Source organism: Caballeronia sp. ATUFL_F2_KS9A (assembly GCF_023630765.1).
GTDB lineage: Bacteria > Pseudomonadota > Gammaproteobacteria > Burkholderiales > Burkholderiaceae > Caballeronia > Caballeronia zhejiangensis.
Map to the genome: position 1 here is coordinate 427,059 of NZ_JALQEK010000032.1, position 14,388 is coordinate 441,446.

General features: G+C 65.3%; 12 protein-coding genes. 5 read left to right on the forward strand and 7 right to left on the reverse strand.

The window, feature by feature from the left end; genetic code table 11:
• The first annotated feature begins 96 nt into the window (after positions 1 to 96).
• Positions 97 to 867, forward strand: coding sequence for a hypothetical protein (locus NCS67_RS22755; protein ID WP_008348380.1), 771 nt, complete (start codon positions 97 to 99; stop codon positions 865 to 867).
• Between the two features lie 7 nt (positions 868 to 874).
• On the opposite strand, the gene NCS67_RS22760 is transcribed toward NCS67_RS22755, so the two are convergent.
• The 4 genes from NCS67_RS22760 to NCS67_RS22775 form a co-directional block, all read right to left on the reverse strand.
• Positions 875 to 2,968, reverse strand: coding sequence for a S8/S53 family peptidase (locus tag NCS67_RS22760; protein ID WP_250436706.1), 2,094 nt, complete (start codon positions 2,966 to 2,968; stop codon positions 875 to 877).
• A complete protein-coding gene (locus NCS67_RS22765; RefSeq protein ID WP_250436708.1) occupies positions 2,965 to 4,269 on the reverse strand; it encodes a phosphatase PAP2 family protein in 1,305 nt (434 codons plus the stop codon). Before NCS67_RS22765 ends, NCS67_RS22760 begins: the two co-directional genes overlap by 4 nt.
• A 37-nt stretch (positions 4,270 to 4,306) precedes the next feature.
• Entirely contained in the window at positions 4,307 to 6,106 is a 1,800-nt protein-coding gene (locus NCS67_RS22770; RefSeq protein ID WP_250436710.1) for an adenylate/guanylate cyclase domain-containing protein, read from the reverse strand.
• A gap of 258 nt (positions 6,107 to 6,364) precedes the next feature.
• Positions 6,365 to 7,375 (reverse strand): LuxR C-terminal-related transcriptional regulator, encoded by a 1,011-nt coding sequence (locus tag NCS67_RS22775; protein WP_250436713.1) that lies wholly within the window; start codon positions 7,373 to 7,375, stop codon positions 6,365 to 6,367.
• Between the two features lie 144 nt (positions 7,376 to 7,519).
• Between NCS67_RS22775 and NCS67_RS22780 the strand changes: the two genes are divergently transcribed.
• The gene (locus NCS67_RS22780) at positions 7,520 to 9,145 is read left to right on the forward strand and encodes an ABC transporter substrate-binding protein (RefSeq protein WP_250436714.1); all 1,626 of its coding nucleotides are present in this window, start codon (positions 7,520 to 7,522) and stop codon (positions 9,143 to 9,145) included.
• Positions 9,146 to 9,160: 15 nt separating this feature from the next.
• Here the strand turns inward: NCS67_RS22780 and NCS67_RS22785 are convergent, their stop codons facing one another.
• Positions 9,161 to 9,538, reverse strand: coding sequence for a DUF3331 domain-containing protein (locus NCS67_RS22785; RefSeq protein WP_008348391.1), 378 nt, complete (start codon positions 9,536 to 9,538; stop codon positions 9,161 to 9,163).
• Between the two features lie 397 nt (positions 9,539 to 9,935).
• On the opposite strand from NCS67_RS22785, the gene NCS67_RS22790 reads away from it, so the two are divergent.
• The 3 genes from NCS67_RS22790 to NCS67_RS22800 all read left to right on the forward strand — a co-directional run bounded on the left by NCS67_RS22790 (position 9,936) and on the right by NCS67_RS22800 (position 12,658).
• Positions 9,936 to 10,283: a DUF4148 domain-containing protein gene (locus tag NCS67_RS22790; protein ID WP_250436716.1), complete on the forward strand. Its 348-nt coding sequence runs from the start codon at positions 9,936 to 9,938 to the stop codon at positions 10,281 to 10,283.
• 28 nt (positions 10,284 to 10,311) lie between these two features.
• Positions 10,312 to 11,094, forward strand: coding sequence for an alpha/beta hydrolase (locus tag NCS67_RS22795; RefSeq protein WP_175981129.1), 783 nt, complete (start codon positions 10,312 to 10,314; stop codon positions 11,092 to 11,094).
• A 151-nt stretch (positions 11,095 to 11,245) separates the two neighbouring features.
• Positions 11,246 to 12,658: an HdeD family acid-resistance protein gene (locus NCS67_RS22800; protein ID WP_250436718.1), complete on the forward strand. Its 1,413-nt coding sequence runs from the start codon at positions 11,246 to 11,248 to the stop codon at positions 12,656 to 12,658.
• Positions 12,659 to 12,670: 12 nt separating this feature from the next.
• Here NCS67_RS22800 and NCS67_RS22805 read toward each other — a convergent pair whose 3' ends face one another.
• A complete protein-coding gene (locus NCS67_RS22805) occupies positions 12,671 to 13,906 on the reverse strand; it encodes an NYN domain-containing protein (RefSeq protein ID WP_250436721.1) in 1,236 nt (411 codons plus the stop codon).
• Positions 13,907 to 13,986: 80 nt separating this feature from the next.
• A complete protein-coding gene (locus NCS67_RS22810) occupies positions 13,987 to 14,382 on the reverse strand; it encodes an SRPBCC family protein (protein ID WP_008348401.1) in 396 nt (131 codons plus the stop codon).
• Between the last annotated feature and the right edge of the window lie 6 nt (positions 14,383 to 14,388).

The following is a 14,388-nucleotide window of genomic DNA, read 5'->3' on the forward strand; positions in this document are numbered from 1 at the left end:
AAGCCGACACGCCTCGGGCCACGCGCCGGGCGGCGCAGCAAACGCAGGAGGGGCCATGTTCACGCACAGAGGATTCAGGGGAACGGGAGCGTCATCATGGACGCGCTGACTCATCGCGACGCAAGCGCCTTCGCGCTCGAAACGTCGACGCTCGCCGAACTGTGGCATCGCCGGACGAGTCTCTCCGACAGCGAAATCGGCCAGATCTACAAGCTGGTGTTGGCGGCGCTGCGCGGCTATTACCCGTCGGAGTTGCGCGGACTGCCCGAGGACAAGGAGGAGCTGATCTCGCAATTCTTCTTCTCGCGCGTGTTGCGGCTCGACTTCGAGCAGCGTCCGTCGCACGCGTCGCCGGAGAGCGCGCCGTCCACGGCGCATGCGCTGTGCGCGTACTTTCGCCGCTTCCTGATCGACTGTCTGCGCAGCGCGAGCCTGCAGCGCAATCTGTCGATCGAGATCGACGGCGTGCAGGCCGAAGTCGATTCGCGCGCGCACGCTCCCGACGATCCGGTGGCAGCCGCGCTCGCCGAATTCGGTCTGAGCGAGGCGGACGTGCGCGGTCTCGCGCGCGCGTTCGTCGCGGCGCTCGATGCGCCGGACCGGATCGTCCTCGCGGGGAGTCTCGGCGCGTGCGGCGAACGCAAGGGCGGGCTCAAGGCCGTCGCGGACCGGTACGAGGTGCCGTCGTATCACTATCGCGCCCGCAAGCTCGGCGTGACGATGAAGAAGAAAGCGACGCCGAAATCCTTCGCCGCGACGAAAATCGGCCGCTGGATGGAGGACACGCTCGGCATCGCGATCGCGCCGGAGAACCGCGACGCGATCCTGATCGTGCTGAATCTGCTCGCGCTAGAAGCGCACGAATGAGCGGGCGTCAGCGGTCTTCGATGTCCGTCGGCGGCGTTTTCACGATGCCCGCGCCGACGTTGCCCTGCGACACGCGCCGGCCCCGCTCGTCCGCGTCGAGCTTGCGGCCTTGCTCGGTGACGCCGGCGGACGTGATCGTCTGCAACGTCGCCTTGTTGCGCGTGTCTTGACGGGGCGTCGTCGAAAAGGTGGCGCCCTGGGGCGGCGACACCGCGATCTTGCGCAGGATTTGCGGCGCGGCGGCGCTCGTGCCCTCGAACGCAAGCGCCGAGCCGCTGCGCGTGCCCGCCGCCATCACGCCTTTGCGGATGATCGAGCGATCCGATACGGCGGCCACGTCGGGCCCGGCGCGATCGGGCGGCTTGCCCGCGCGGTCGAAGCCCGACGAGGAGTAAGGCGCGGTGGCCAGGTCCTGCTTGCGATAGCCCCCGACGACGCACGTCTGAAAGCCCGTCGCGATCGAACTGAGCGTGCCCTCGCGACGGATCCAGCTCGGCGGATCGGGGCCGTCGTAGTCCTGCGGCGCGGTGTATTTGTCGAAGCGCACGTAAGCATCGTCGTCGAAGCGGGACTGGCGTCCGCGTACGGGGAAGCCGAAGGGCGTCTCGTTGCGCTGCACCCAGGCTTGGACTTCGATGTCACTGTTCTGGTTGGCATTCTTCAGCTCGATCATCCAGTCGCCGCTCGGCGCGGGACGCCGGTTCGGGTCGCGCGTCATCGTCGGCGCGAGCGCGACGAGAATCATCGGCGGTTTGCCGCGCGCGCCGCGGCCGAGATGCACGACCGTGCACAGGCGCTCGCTGCCGAGCGTCCAGGCGGCGACGCTGCCGGGCTGGATTCCCGCGCTCGCGCCGCCGCCGGGCGGCCGCACCGCGACTTCGATGTTCGAATCTCCTATATCGGGCAGCCAGATTTCGACGAAACTCGGCGTCAGACACTCGGGCAACACGCGCCAGCGCAGTTCTTCTGTCGCGTCCTTTGCGATGGACAGCGTGCCGTGACAGCGGTCGAGATTGCTGTTGCCCGCCGGGAGCGTGATCGAGCAGGCTTGCGTTTGCGAGAGCTCGTCCATCGCGCATTCGAGCATCGACGTGCCGTCGTGCGGACCGGCGAAATAGCCATAGCTCATATTGATGAACGCGCGGCTCACATCGCCGGCAATGTCCCGCGTGCGCGCGATGATGTAGCGCAACGCATCGAGCGCCTTCGCGTCGAGCCAGAGACCGGACGTGTCGCGCACGGTCCGGCCCGGCTGACGGAATTGCACGGCGACCAGTTCGGGCGGCGGATCCGGCGCTCCATTCGGATTCGGCGCCGAAAGATCGGGCCGCCGCAAATCGACGCCCGCGGCGAGGTCCAGCGTCGCGGTGCCGTGCGTCCATCCGCGGGCGAGCGCCGTCGCGCCCGCATCGCGATAGAGCGCCTCTTCGTCGATGACGCCGTCGCGCCGCACGTCGTTCATCCGCTTGTGAATGTCCGCCGAGAGGAACTCGCGCCCATATCCGAGCCCTTGCGCGTCGTTGGCCGGATCGTCCTGATTCCAGAAACAGCGCACGCGCGAGTCCGTGCCGGCCGCATCGGCGTAGAAGTGCGCGTGCGCGAACGCGATGGCGTCGTCGCATGCGCCGACCACGACGACCTTGGGCGCGCCATGGCGACGCGGCGCGTGAGCGAGCTTGTCCTGATTCGTGACCGGCACGGGATCGCTGCGCGGCGGCTCGCCGGCCAGCACCGGCATCGCGAGCGTGAAGCGCTCGATCATGCCGGCGAGATCGGTCTTCAGATGATCGAGAAACGCCGCCGTCACGAATGCGGTGCAAAAGCGCGTGTTTTCGAGACCCGCGGCCGGATGACGATAGAGCGCCGACATCCATATCCCGCTCTTGCCCTGCACCGTCTCGGCGAGCTTGCGCGCCGTCGTGCCCTGCGCCGTCTCGATGGCGATCGGCACGAAGCCCGGCGGCGGGCCGCCCAGGTCTGCGAATCGCGTGAGAACGGCCCACACGAGGTATGGATCGGCGCGCGTTACGCCCAGCACGCCGGCTTCGGTTTCGTCCAGCAGCGGCGTGGCATCCGAATGGACCTGCCAGATCGCGTTCATGTCGGCACGCGATTTCCGCTCAAGCCCTTGCCGTTCCACTCGTTCTTCGCCTCGTTCCATAGCCAGGCGAGAATCGGCGAGCCTGCGCCCGTCGGCTTCGGCTTGCCGAGCCAGATATGCGGGTAATCGGGGGACACCATCGTCGGCGGATCGGTCTGCTGCGCGGCGGTGGCGTTGGCGGGCCAGAGGAGCGGCTCCTGATCGTTGAAGTCCTCTTCGCCGTCGAACTGGTCGCCCCGGAACGTGCGCGGCGTGAAGGTGCCCCGATCGCCGTCGATCTTGCAGCGATGCACGAAATACTCCGCGAGCGTCGTCCCGAGCAGATGCCCCGCCGCCGTGTCCACCGGGAAGTGCACGCCCGCGATCGTGCGGTTGAGCGCGACGCGCCGCGCCTGCGCGTAAAGCTGCGTGTGCAGCGCCGTCGACGGCTGCGCGCCGGTCGCCATCGGCGCGTTGCGTAAATCTCGGAAGAAATCGTTCATCACGCCCGCGACGATGTACGCCTGCGTCGAATGTCCGCTCGGCAGCGAGCCGTGGCCGGGCGTCGGGATCATCGGCTGAACTTGCGGCGAATAGTCGATCGCGCGGCTGCACGCGAGCGCGTGCTTGAAACGCATTTCCACGGCGATCGCGAAACGCACCGCCGTCCCGAGCAGTTCGAGCGTCTTCGGCGTGCGCTGCGGACTCAGGAAAAGAATCGAGCTCCAGAAGGCTGCTTGCGGTCCCATCTGCAGCAGCGTTTCATTGGCCCGTTCGGCGCGCAGGTCGGAGTAGCGATCCATGAACGTGAGCTGCTTGACGAACACGTCCTTGCCCGGCCGATGCATCTGAACGATCAGCTTGGGCGGATCGAACTTGGGCGCGGTGTCGTTCGGGTCGATCCTGAAACCGCGATCCCACAGCGTCACGCCGGTCCCGCCAGCCTCCTCTTCCGCATCCTTTGGCGAGAGCGTGAAGGCGAGATTCGACACCAGTTCGAAGTCGAACACGCTCGCCCGCACCCAGTCGTCCCAGCGCCAGAGCTGGCCGTTGTCGTCGAGATTGCGAACGGGATTGCCGTTCGCGTCCGTCCGGAATTCGTCCTCTTCGGGATTGATCCCAAACGGCTGACCCGGCTGCCACGGCCCGCAGATGCCGTCGCGATGGCCGATGAGACCCATCGTCTGCGATTCGGCGCCGCCGAGCATGTCGGCGCTGCCGACTCCGCCGACGCCTCCCACTCCCCCGACGCCGCCCACGCCACCGACGCCGCCCACGCCACCGACACCACCTACGCCGCCCACTCCGCCGAGAGTCGCCATTTGTTCACCTCTTTGCTTCGTCAGGAATGCCTGCGGGCTACTGCAACGGCAAACCCGCGCGCCGCAGCGCGTCCGACCAGATGCGGCCCGTCTCGAACGCCGCGCTCGGCGAACGCTCCAGAAAGCCGCGCACGGTGAGATGCGGCTCGATCGCGAGCACCTTGCGGATCGTGAGCCGCGCATCGTCGACGAGACCGAGTTCCGCCTGCGCGATCGCGAGCGCGCGCAAGGTCGACGTGTTATTCGGCCCGTTGCGCAGCGAATGCTCCGCGAGTTCGATCACGCGCTCGTACTGGCGCGCGGAAAGCGCCGCCGTCGCGCAGAGCGACTCGTAGAAACTCTTCAGCGGGTCGAGCGGCGAGAGCGCGAGCGCATGTCCCGTCGCCGCGACGGCTTCGTCGCCCTCGCCCTTGAATGCATGAAGCGTTCCCTTGAGCAGCCACGCGAGCGAATCGTTGGGATTCGCCTCCAGCGCGCGCTCGTAGCAATCCTCGCCGGCATCGAGCTGCTTGAGCAGATTCGTGCGGACGAAACCTTCGACCGCGAGCGCCATCGACGAGCGCGAATCGGCGTCGAGCGCGCGCCGCGAGCAGGCGAGCGCGGAATGCGCCTCGCCGACGCGGTCCGTCGTCCAGCCGCGATTGAAGCGCAGCACGTGCCATTTTGCGAGCCATGCGTAAGGCGTCGCCTGGCCGCGCGCGCGTTCCGCGAGCACGTCGAGCATCTGGCCGGCGCGCTCGAATTCGTCGCGCACGCCGCGATGCATCAGCGCAATCGAGCCGAGCAGCAAGGTCGAGCTTTCGAGCGTCGGCAGCGACTGGCTGCGCGTGCGTTCGAGCTCGTGCGCCACGATCCGCGTGCCAACCGACGTATGAATGTGCGCGACGAGCGTGCTTTCGCCCGCGATGACGGCGTCGATGCTGTCGGTGAGCGTTTCGCCCCAGACGACGCAAGCGAGTTTGGTATCGGCGAGTTCGACGGCGAGCACGATCTTGCCGCCATGCGTGCGATACGCGCCCGACAGCACGTAGCGCGCATCGAGCAGCGCGCCCGCCTGCGACGCGTTCGCGCTCCGGTCGCGCAACGCGCTCGTGGATAGCCGAGAGATCACGCGCAGTTCGTCGCTGCCCGAGAGACCGATGATGATGTCGTCGGCGAGAATCTCCCCGAGCACGTCATGGCTCGCGTCGAGGCAGCGCGACGCGAACGGAATCACCGCGATCGAAGGCCGCAGCACCGCCGCGCCGATGGCGTTCGGCGCGATCACCGGACGCGGCCCCGGTCCGCCGAGACGGAACGCGTGCACCGGATGCGCCAGATGCCGCAGATGACACTCGCCGAGATCCTCGATGCACGCGTCGAAAACGCCCGCGAGCCGCGCCTGCACGCAATCCGACATCACGATTTCGCCGGGTCCGGCGAGGTTGTAGAGACGCGCGGCCAGATTCACGCCGCGTCCGTAGACGTCGCGCTCGTCCGCGAAAAGCTCGGTCTCGTGCAGACTCTCGCGCAACATGAGCGGCTCGGCCGCGGCGTTGCCGTCGCCGCGATCGGCCGCGCTCGCCCTGCACGCCGCCTGAATGTCGAGCGCGCAACGCGCCGCCGGCAACGCGTGCTCGAACAGCATCATGAGGCCGTCGCCTTCGGTGCGGATCAGCCGCCCCTGATGCTCCGGCACGATGCGGTTTTCAATGACCGCGCGCAGATTGCGCCAGCGCGCGGCCGTTCCCGCTTCGTCCGCTTCGGCGAGCCGGCACGACTCGACGAGATCGGCGAACAGGATCGTACGCACGACGCGTTGCAACACATTGGCCGTACCGGCAAGTTCCGCGTTCATACTTTCAAGACCGATCGACGGCGCGTCCGTTCGATAACGGATGGCCCATGCTCTCACCGAGGGATCGCATCAAGCGCAGCAGGACGGCAGACGCGGGTCTCGCGCGGTGTTTGATGATGATTTGAATGGCCGCGACGCCCGGCATCTTTTACTCGCGTCCGATGTTTCGGGTCACGAAATGTCTGCCGCACACCATAACGTAGTCATTGCATCGGTGAATAGCAAGGCGCCTTTTCCGCACTATGTACGGAAGCGTTCCTAAGCGCCTCGATCCTTGTCGGCCTGTAGCCGGCTCGCGATGAGCTGGACCAGATAAAGCGCGAATTCGGGCTCCTGATAGTAGAGCCGAATGGCATCGGCGGCGGAAACGGTTCGCATCTCGCAGTCCGTCTTGCAGATCACCGTCGACGTGCGCCGATGCTCCGGCGAAAAGAGCCCGATTTCGCCGAGCACCGTGCCCGCGCCCAGTTCGATGCCGAGCTCCGAAAGCCGCACCGTGCCCTTCTCGACGTAGAACATCTGGCCGCTCGGATCGCCTTTGCGAAACAGCACTTCGCCGGGCCGGAAACGCTGGCTTTCCATTCTGGCGAGCAGGCGCGCGACCGGAAGCTGACCGCTGATGGCGTGATCGACCTGCGTCTCGCGGATCTTCGCCATGCGCGCCGCAACCGCGCTCGCTTCGCCACGGCTCGATACGTTCAGCGCCTTGAATATCGTCGTGAGATGCGTCTTGACCGTGGCCTCGGCGACATCGAGTTCGCGCGCGATCGTCTTGTTGGAGCGTCCGCGAGCGAGCAGCGCGAGCACTTCGAGCTGACGCGGCGTCAGATGCAGGTTCGGGTCCGGCGCGACGTTTCCGGACGGCATGCGCAATTCGCTTCTCTCCGACGAAAGCAGCGAGCGCGGCAGCGAAACGCCGCCTGCCAGCACGAGGCCGATCGCACCAAAAAGAAGCTCTGCCGAAGCGGATTTCTCGACACATCCCGCGACGCCCGTCGCGATCAGTTCATCGACTTGCTCGCGCGTGGCCATGCTCAACAGCACGATCACGGGCGTCGTTCCGACACGTTCGCGCGCGGCGTCGAGTTGCGCGCGGACATCGTTCAGACGATCGCCGTCCATGACGATGCAATCGGGCTTGCGTTCGTCCGGCCATCGATCGCGAAGACGGTCGGCCGCGTGCACTTCGGCATCCTGCGCGAATCCCCGCAGGAGCGCCGCGACGCCCTCGCGAAACAGCCCCGCCGGACCGGTCAACAGTATCTTCATGCGATGCATGCTATACCGACTCGCGCGCTCATGCGCGATGGTCGAACGTTCGTCATGCGAAGCGCGCAGGCCGTGCGCAAATTGTAAGAGCGTGCTGCGCTGCCTATACTGCATTCGCCATCGGCACACTGCGAGGCCACGCATATGACAGGCAAAAGCAAGCACGCATGGCGGGCGATTCATGCGCTGCTGGTCGCGCAAGCCTGCATCGCCGATTTCGCCGCCGCGCAGCAGCGCGTGCCCGACAAAAGCCTCGTGTACTGCTCCGAAGCCAGCCCCGCCGGATTCGACGATGCGCAATTCACGTCGTCGATCGAAGCGAGCGCGGCGGGCTATACCGTCTACAACCGGCTCGTGGAGTTCGATCGGGAAAACGGCGATATCGAGCCGGGGCTCGCGCAGTCGTGGGAACGCTCGCCGGATGGCCTTCAATACACGTTTTATCTGCGCCACGGCGTCAAGTTTCATACGACTGGCTACTTCACGCCGGCGCGCGAATTCAACGCCGACGACGTCGTGTTCACGTTCGAGCGCATGCGCGATGCACAGCATCCGTTTCGCCGCGCTTATCCCGTGTCGTTTCCGTATTTCCGCGACCTCGGTCTCGCGACGAACATCGAGCGCATCGACGCGCCCGATCCCTATACGGTGCGCTTCACGCTCGCACGAATCGATGCGCCTTTCCTGCAGAAAATGGCGATGCCCTTCGCGTCGATACTCTCGCGCGAATACGCCGACAAGCTGCTCGCCGCGGGCCGCGCGAGCGACATCAACTGGCATCCGGTCGGCACCGGTCCTTTCGTGTTTATCGACTACGCGAAAGACGCGACGATCCGCTTCGCGGGCAACACGCAATACTGGAAGGCGAACATCGTCCGGCTGAAATCGCTGACGTTTTCGATCACCACCGATCCGATGGTGCGCCTGCAAAAGCTCAGGCAGGGCGAATGTCAGGTGATGAGCTATCCGCGTCCCGCCGACATCGCGTCGATCAGGAAAGACGCGCGCCTGCAAGACGTGAATCAGCCGGGCTTCAATCTGGGCTATCTCGCCTACAACACGTCCAGAGCGCCGCTCGACGACGTGACCGTGCGCCGCGCGCTCGACATGTCGATCGACAAGCACGCGATACTCGACGCCGTCTATCAAGGCACCGCGCGCGCCGCAACCAATCCGATGCCGCCGATGCAATGGGGCTACGACTTCGGCATTCGCGACGCGCCGTACGATCCGGCACGCGCGAAAGCGTTGCTCGCGCAAGCGGGTCACGCGAACGGACTCAAACTCAGGCTATGGGCGATGCCGGTGCAACGCGCGTACAACCCGAACGCGCGGCTCATGGCGGAGATGATTCAGGCGGACTGGGCGAAGATCGGCGTGCAGGCGGAGATCGTCACGTACGAAATGGGCGAGTACGTACGCCGTGCGCGCGCCGGCGAGCATGACGCGCTACTCATCGGATGGAGCGGCAACTATGGCGATCCGGACGACTGGCTCGGCGTGCTCCTCGGCTGCGACGCCGTGAAGGGCGGCAACTTCGCGAAGTGGTGCTACAAGCCCTACGACGATCTCATCAAGGAAGCGCGGGCCACGCTCGATATCGATGCACGCACCGCGCGCTATCAGCAAGCGCAGAGAATCTTCAAGGAACAGGTTCCGTTCACGCCGATTGCGCACGCGACCGTTTATCAGCCGGTCGCGCGCAATGTGACGGGCTTCAGGATCGATCGATTCGGCATGACGCGTTTCTGGGGCGTCGGCATCGACTGATTTCGTCTGACGAGTTCAGGACGGTGTCAGCTCATCGAGCACCGACGCGAGAATCATCGCGCCCGCATTGCCCGGAACCGGACGCGGATTCGGCGCATAAACACGATCGCCGCGACGAATCTCGACGCCGCTCATCGCGCATACGCCGACGGTGCGCGCGCGCATCGCACGCCACACCTGATCGCCATAACAGCAGCGCGTCGAGTCGCGCCATTCGATCGTCGCCGTCGTGCTCGATGGCCGCTCGATCAGCTTCACCGCGACGCGTTGATCGCCGCCTTGCGCAAAAGGACGCCTCGGCGAAGGCGCTTCGAAGCTCGCGCCATCACTCAACGATGTCAGCAGGAAGATCGTTCGCGCCCACGGATCGAGGGCGAGTGCAGCTTCAGCCATGTTCGGCTCCTTGTCGAAGAAATGCGTGGAATCGGCATCGCCACTCCAAGGTAATGAAACCGAAATCGCGCGCCAACTGCCCGATGGTTGCGCCGGCCTATATCAAGGTTTAATGCGCGCGGCGGCTGCGCCCGCGAAAGCTAACACCTTCGTATGAGTGCATCAGACAGACGGCTGGATTCACGGCGCGCACGCCACGCGAACGTTTAATCGATGCATCGAAGGTTGGTGCACGCACGCTCCTTCGTAGGTGTAGTCGAGTCGTTCCGTGGCCGATACAGTGTCGTCAAGGTCGAAACGCGAACGCAGACCAACGGCCTTATCGAGGGAAACCGAAGAACATCGTTATTTCGGATACCCGATCAATCGCATCACTCAATCTACCTTGGAGTCGATCATGAACAAGTACCTCGTCAGCCTCTCTCTCGTTGTCGCCACGCTCGCCGCGCCCGCGATCGCATTCGCGCAATCGAACGGCCCCGTTACGCGCGCTCAAGTCCGTGCCGATCTCGTCGCCGTCGAGCAAGCCGGCTATAACCCCGCGATTGCGAGCGATCCGTATTACCCCGCGGACATTCAGGCAGCGGAAGGCAAAATCGCCGCGCAACACACCGACGCATCGCAAGCCTATGGCGGCGTACGGACCGGCACGAGCGCATCGGCAGCGAGCCCGTCGAAGCATGCCGCGATGAACAACGCGTGCGTCGGTCCGGCCGACTTCTGCCAGCCGTTCTTCGGCAGCTGATCCATCGTTCGCACTAGCGGAGTCTTTCATGAAGCGAATTTTGCAAGTCGCGTCGGCACTGGCGTTATCGGCTGGCGTGTTGGCATCGGCGAATGTATCCGCGCAAACGCATGCGCCGATCAAGAACATCGTCCTCGTGCATGGCGCATGGGTCGACGGCTCGGGATGGAAGCCGGTCTACGACATCCTGACGCGCGACGGCTATCACGTCACGATGGTGCAGGAGCCACTCACCTCGCTCGACGCGGACGTCGCCGCGACCAAGCGCGTGCTCGACCTGCAGAACGGTCCGACGATTCTCGTCGGTCATAGTTACGGCGGGTCGGTCATCACGGAAGCGGGCGTGCATCCGAACGTCGCCGGGCTCGTCTATGTCGCGGCGCATGCGCCGAACGTCGGCGAGGACGAAGGCGCGCTCGGCAAGAAGACGCCGAGCTTCCTCGCGAAGCAGACGAACGCCGTCGAAAAGACCGCGGACGGCTACACGTATCTGAATCCCGCCGTCTTCCCGAAAGACTTCGCCGCCGATCTTCCGCTCAGGCAAGCGACGTTCGAATCGCGCTCGCAGATCCTGACTGCGGCGCAAGTCTTCACGACGCCGCTCTCCGCCGCGGCGTGGACGACGAAACCGAGTTGGGGCATCGTGGCGGGCGGCGACAAGATCATCAATCCGGATCTCGAACGCTGGTACTACGAACGCGCGCACAGTCACATCACGGTCATTCCGGGCGCGAGCCATTCCGTGTACGAATCGAAGCCGCAGCAGGTCGCGGCCGTGATCGAAGATGCCGCGAAGCATGCGGTGCAGTAGGTGAAAATCGCGCGGCGTCGTGCAGCACGCATGACGCCGCGCGCATTCGTCTGGGGTTTGCGCTTCTTGCCGTATCCGCCGTCCATGGCTTATATAGTGTGTGGCCGCGCGTGTCGCGCACGAGGCGTCGAATGACCAGACGGAGGAAGCGATGGTTCGGCTCGTGATGATTCTTCTCGGCGTCGACTATCTGCGCACGCGCTGGCGCTCGGTGATGACGCTCGGCCTGCTCAGCATCGCGCTCGGCGGCGTCATCTTCATCGACGCGCTCGACGGTTCCCTGTACTTTCCCATCGTCCCCTTCGTGCTGCTGATGCTGCTCGAAGGCCTCGCCACGCTGGCCGTCGCGTGGACCGGCATGGGCGGCCAGCGCAAGCTGCGCTACGTGAAGGGCGCGACTTTCTGCCTCTCGGCGCTGCTCGTGCTGTTCGGCGGCGAGCACGGCAATTTCGTGCTGTCGCTCATCTTCGGCACGCTTTTTCTCGTCGATGGCGCGCTCCAGATCATTTCCGCGCGCGTGGTCCGCTTTCGCAAATGGCGTATCGCGATGGCGGGCGGCGTGCTCGAGATCGCCATCGCGATCTTCTTCTATCAGCCGTATCCGGATCACTATGCGGGCACGGTCGCGTATTGCGTCGCGTTCGGGCTTTTCTTCGGCGGCTGGAACATGATCCTGCTCGCAGCGCGCGTGCGGCGCATGGCGGCGAATCCCGCCGTCGATGACGGTGCAACCAACTCCGCTCACGACGACGCGAAGCCCGCCGCGCCATCGTTCGCAGGCGCGGTCTGGGACGGCCCGCCCGCGCCCGGCGAAGCCGCGCTGACGGTGCATGTGTGGACGCCCGTCGGCACGGCGAAGTCGCAACCGCGCAGGCAATTGATCATCGATCGCTATATCGCCGCCGTCGACAGGAACGGCACGATCTCGACCGGCCATGCGGCGCTGGAGACGCCCGAGGGCGTGTACATCAGCCTCTATCCGGCGGTCGAAATCGACCGGTCGCCGGACGAATTCTCACGCACGTTGCGCGCGACGCGCGAGAACGACGTGCCCGGCCTCTTTCAGCCGGACTACGAAACGGAATCGAAGGCGTGGTGTCCGTCGACGCAGCAGGTGCGTATCCGCAATTACGATCCGGCGCGGCTCGCGCGCTTCTGGCAGGAGTATCGGCGCGACACGACGTACAACCTCACGTACCGCAACTGTTCGAGTTCCGTGGCGCGGGCGCTGGAAGCGGCGATCGAAGGCGCGTCGGCGCGCGTGTGGGGCAAAGGCGGCGGATGGAAGCCGCTCGTGCGTATCATGACGACGCCCGAGTTGTGGGTCGCCGCGCAAGTTCGCAAACGCGCTGCGACGATGGCCTGGACGCCCGGCCTCACGCTCGACTATGCGCGCGCGCTCAGCATGCTCGCGGACCCGCGTCACTCGGGCTGGGTGAAGATGGCGCGCATCGCGGTCGCGACGATGTATCGCTCGCGGCAGCGCTGGCGCGCCGAAGAGCACGCCGCCGTGCGCGTTCAAGAGCAAGATGCGTCGGCGACGGCGGAGCAGCGTACCGGCTGACGCGCCGTGGCATCACGATTCGACCGGCTTGTCGGCAGTCTTGCGCGAGCGGTTGCCCCGCGCTGACGGCTTGCGCGATGGCTTCTCCGCCTTCGCTTCGGCATCGGGCTCGGCGACGGGCGCGGCGCTTTCATGCGGCACGTCGGCGGCGGCGCTTCGTTTCGCCGCGGTCTTGCGCGACCGGCGCGGCGCGGCGGGCTTTTTCGGTGCAGGCTCGGGAGCGGACGCGTGTTCCTGCGACGGCTCGGGCGTTTCGACCTCGACGGGCGCCGGCGCTTCTTCGACGACGAACACAGGTTCGGGCGCCGCCACGCGTGCAGACTTTCTCCCGCCGCGTTTCTCCTTGCGCCGGCCGTTCGCCGCTCCCTCGTGTTCTTTAGCGGGCGCGACCGCTGGCGGTTCGCTCGGTCTCACGTCCATCGGCGCGACCTGAGCCGTGTGAGCAGAACGAAACACGAACGCGCCGGATTTATCGTCGCGGCCGACTTCAAGCAGACCGCGAGATTGCGCTTCGTCGAGCAGATTGCCGAACGCGCGAAAGCCGTATTGCGTCTCGCTGAAACCCGGCTTGCGGCGCTTGATGGCGCTCTTCAGCACCGATGCCCAGATCTTGCCGCTCTCGCCGCGTTCCGATGCGAGCGCCTCGAAGGTCTCGACGGTAATCGCGATCGCGTGCGACTTGCGCGATTCCATCTCCTGCTTCGGTTGCCGCTCTTCGTCGGACGCGCGCTTCGCATCGCGCTGTTCGCGCTTGGCGATGGCGCGTTGCTGCTCGCGCACGAGGTCGTCGTAGAAGATGAACTCGTCGCAGTTCGCGACGAGCAGATCCGACGTCGATTGCTTCACGCCCACGCCGATGACTTTCTTCGCGTTCTCACGCAGTTTCGACACGAGCGGCGAGAAGTCCGAATCGCCGCTGATGATGACGAACGTATCGACGTGCGCTTTCGTGTAGCAGAGATCGAGTGCATCGACGACGAGACGGATATCGGCGGAATTCTTGCCGGACTGACGCACGTGCGGAATCTCGATCATCTCGAAGCTGGCCTCGTGCATCGCCGATTTGAAGCCCTTGTAGCGGTCCCAGTCGCAATAAGCCTTTTTGACGACGATGCTTCCCTTCAGCAGCAGGCGTTCGAGCACGGGTCTGATATCGAATTTTTCGTACTTCGCATCGCGAACGCCGAGCGCGACGTTCTCGAAGTCGCAGAACAACGCCATGCTGACGCTTTCCTGAGGTCCAGCCATATGGTTCTCCAGCCCGTGCGGCATGTTTGGAATGACCACATGATAGCTTGCCGGCGTTGACTGGAAGGGATACGCGAAAATCAGCGCTTGCCGTAACGGGCCGCAAGCGCGGCGAGATCGCGGCGGACCCAGTCGGCGTCGGCGGCGAATGTGTCATCGGACATGCCGGGCTGGCGGAACAGCGTGAGCGCGATATCGGCGCCCGCGCCGTTCTGATACACGCGCAACGGAACGTAGACCTCGCCGCCATCCGGCAGACCGACGCGATGATCCATGATTCCGAACGCGTTGTGCTCGGTGAAGCGGATCGTCACTTCGCCTGCCGGACCGCGTGCGCGCCAGTGATCGCCCATGTCTTCGAGCGTCGACTGCGCCAGTCCGGACGCCCACGTCGGGAAGACTTCCGGACGCCAGATCGCGTCGTAAAGCTCGCGCCAGTCGCGATCGACGGTGACGGTGAGGGTCCGCGTATGCATCGTCAC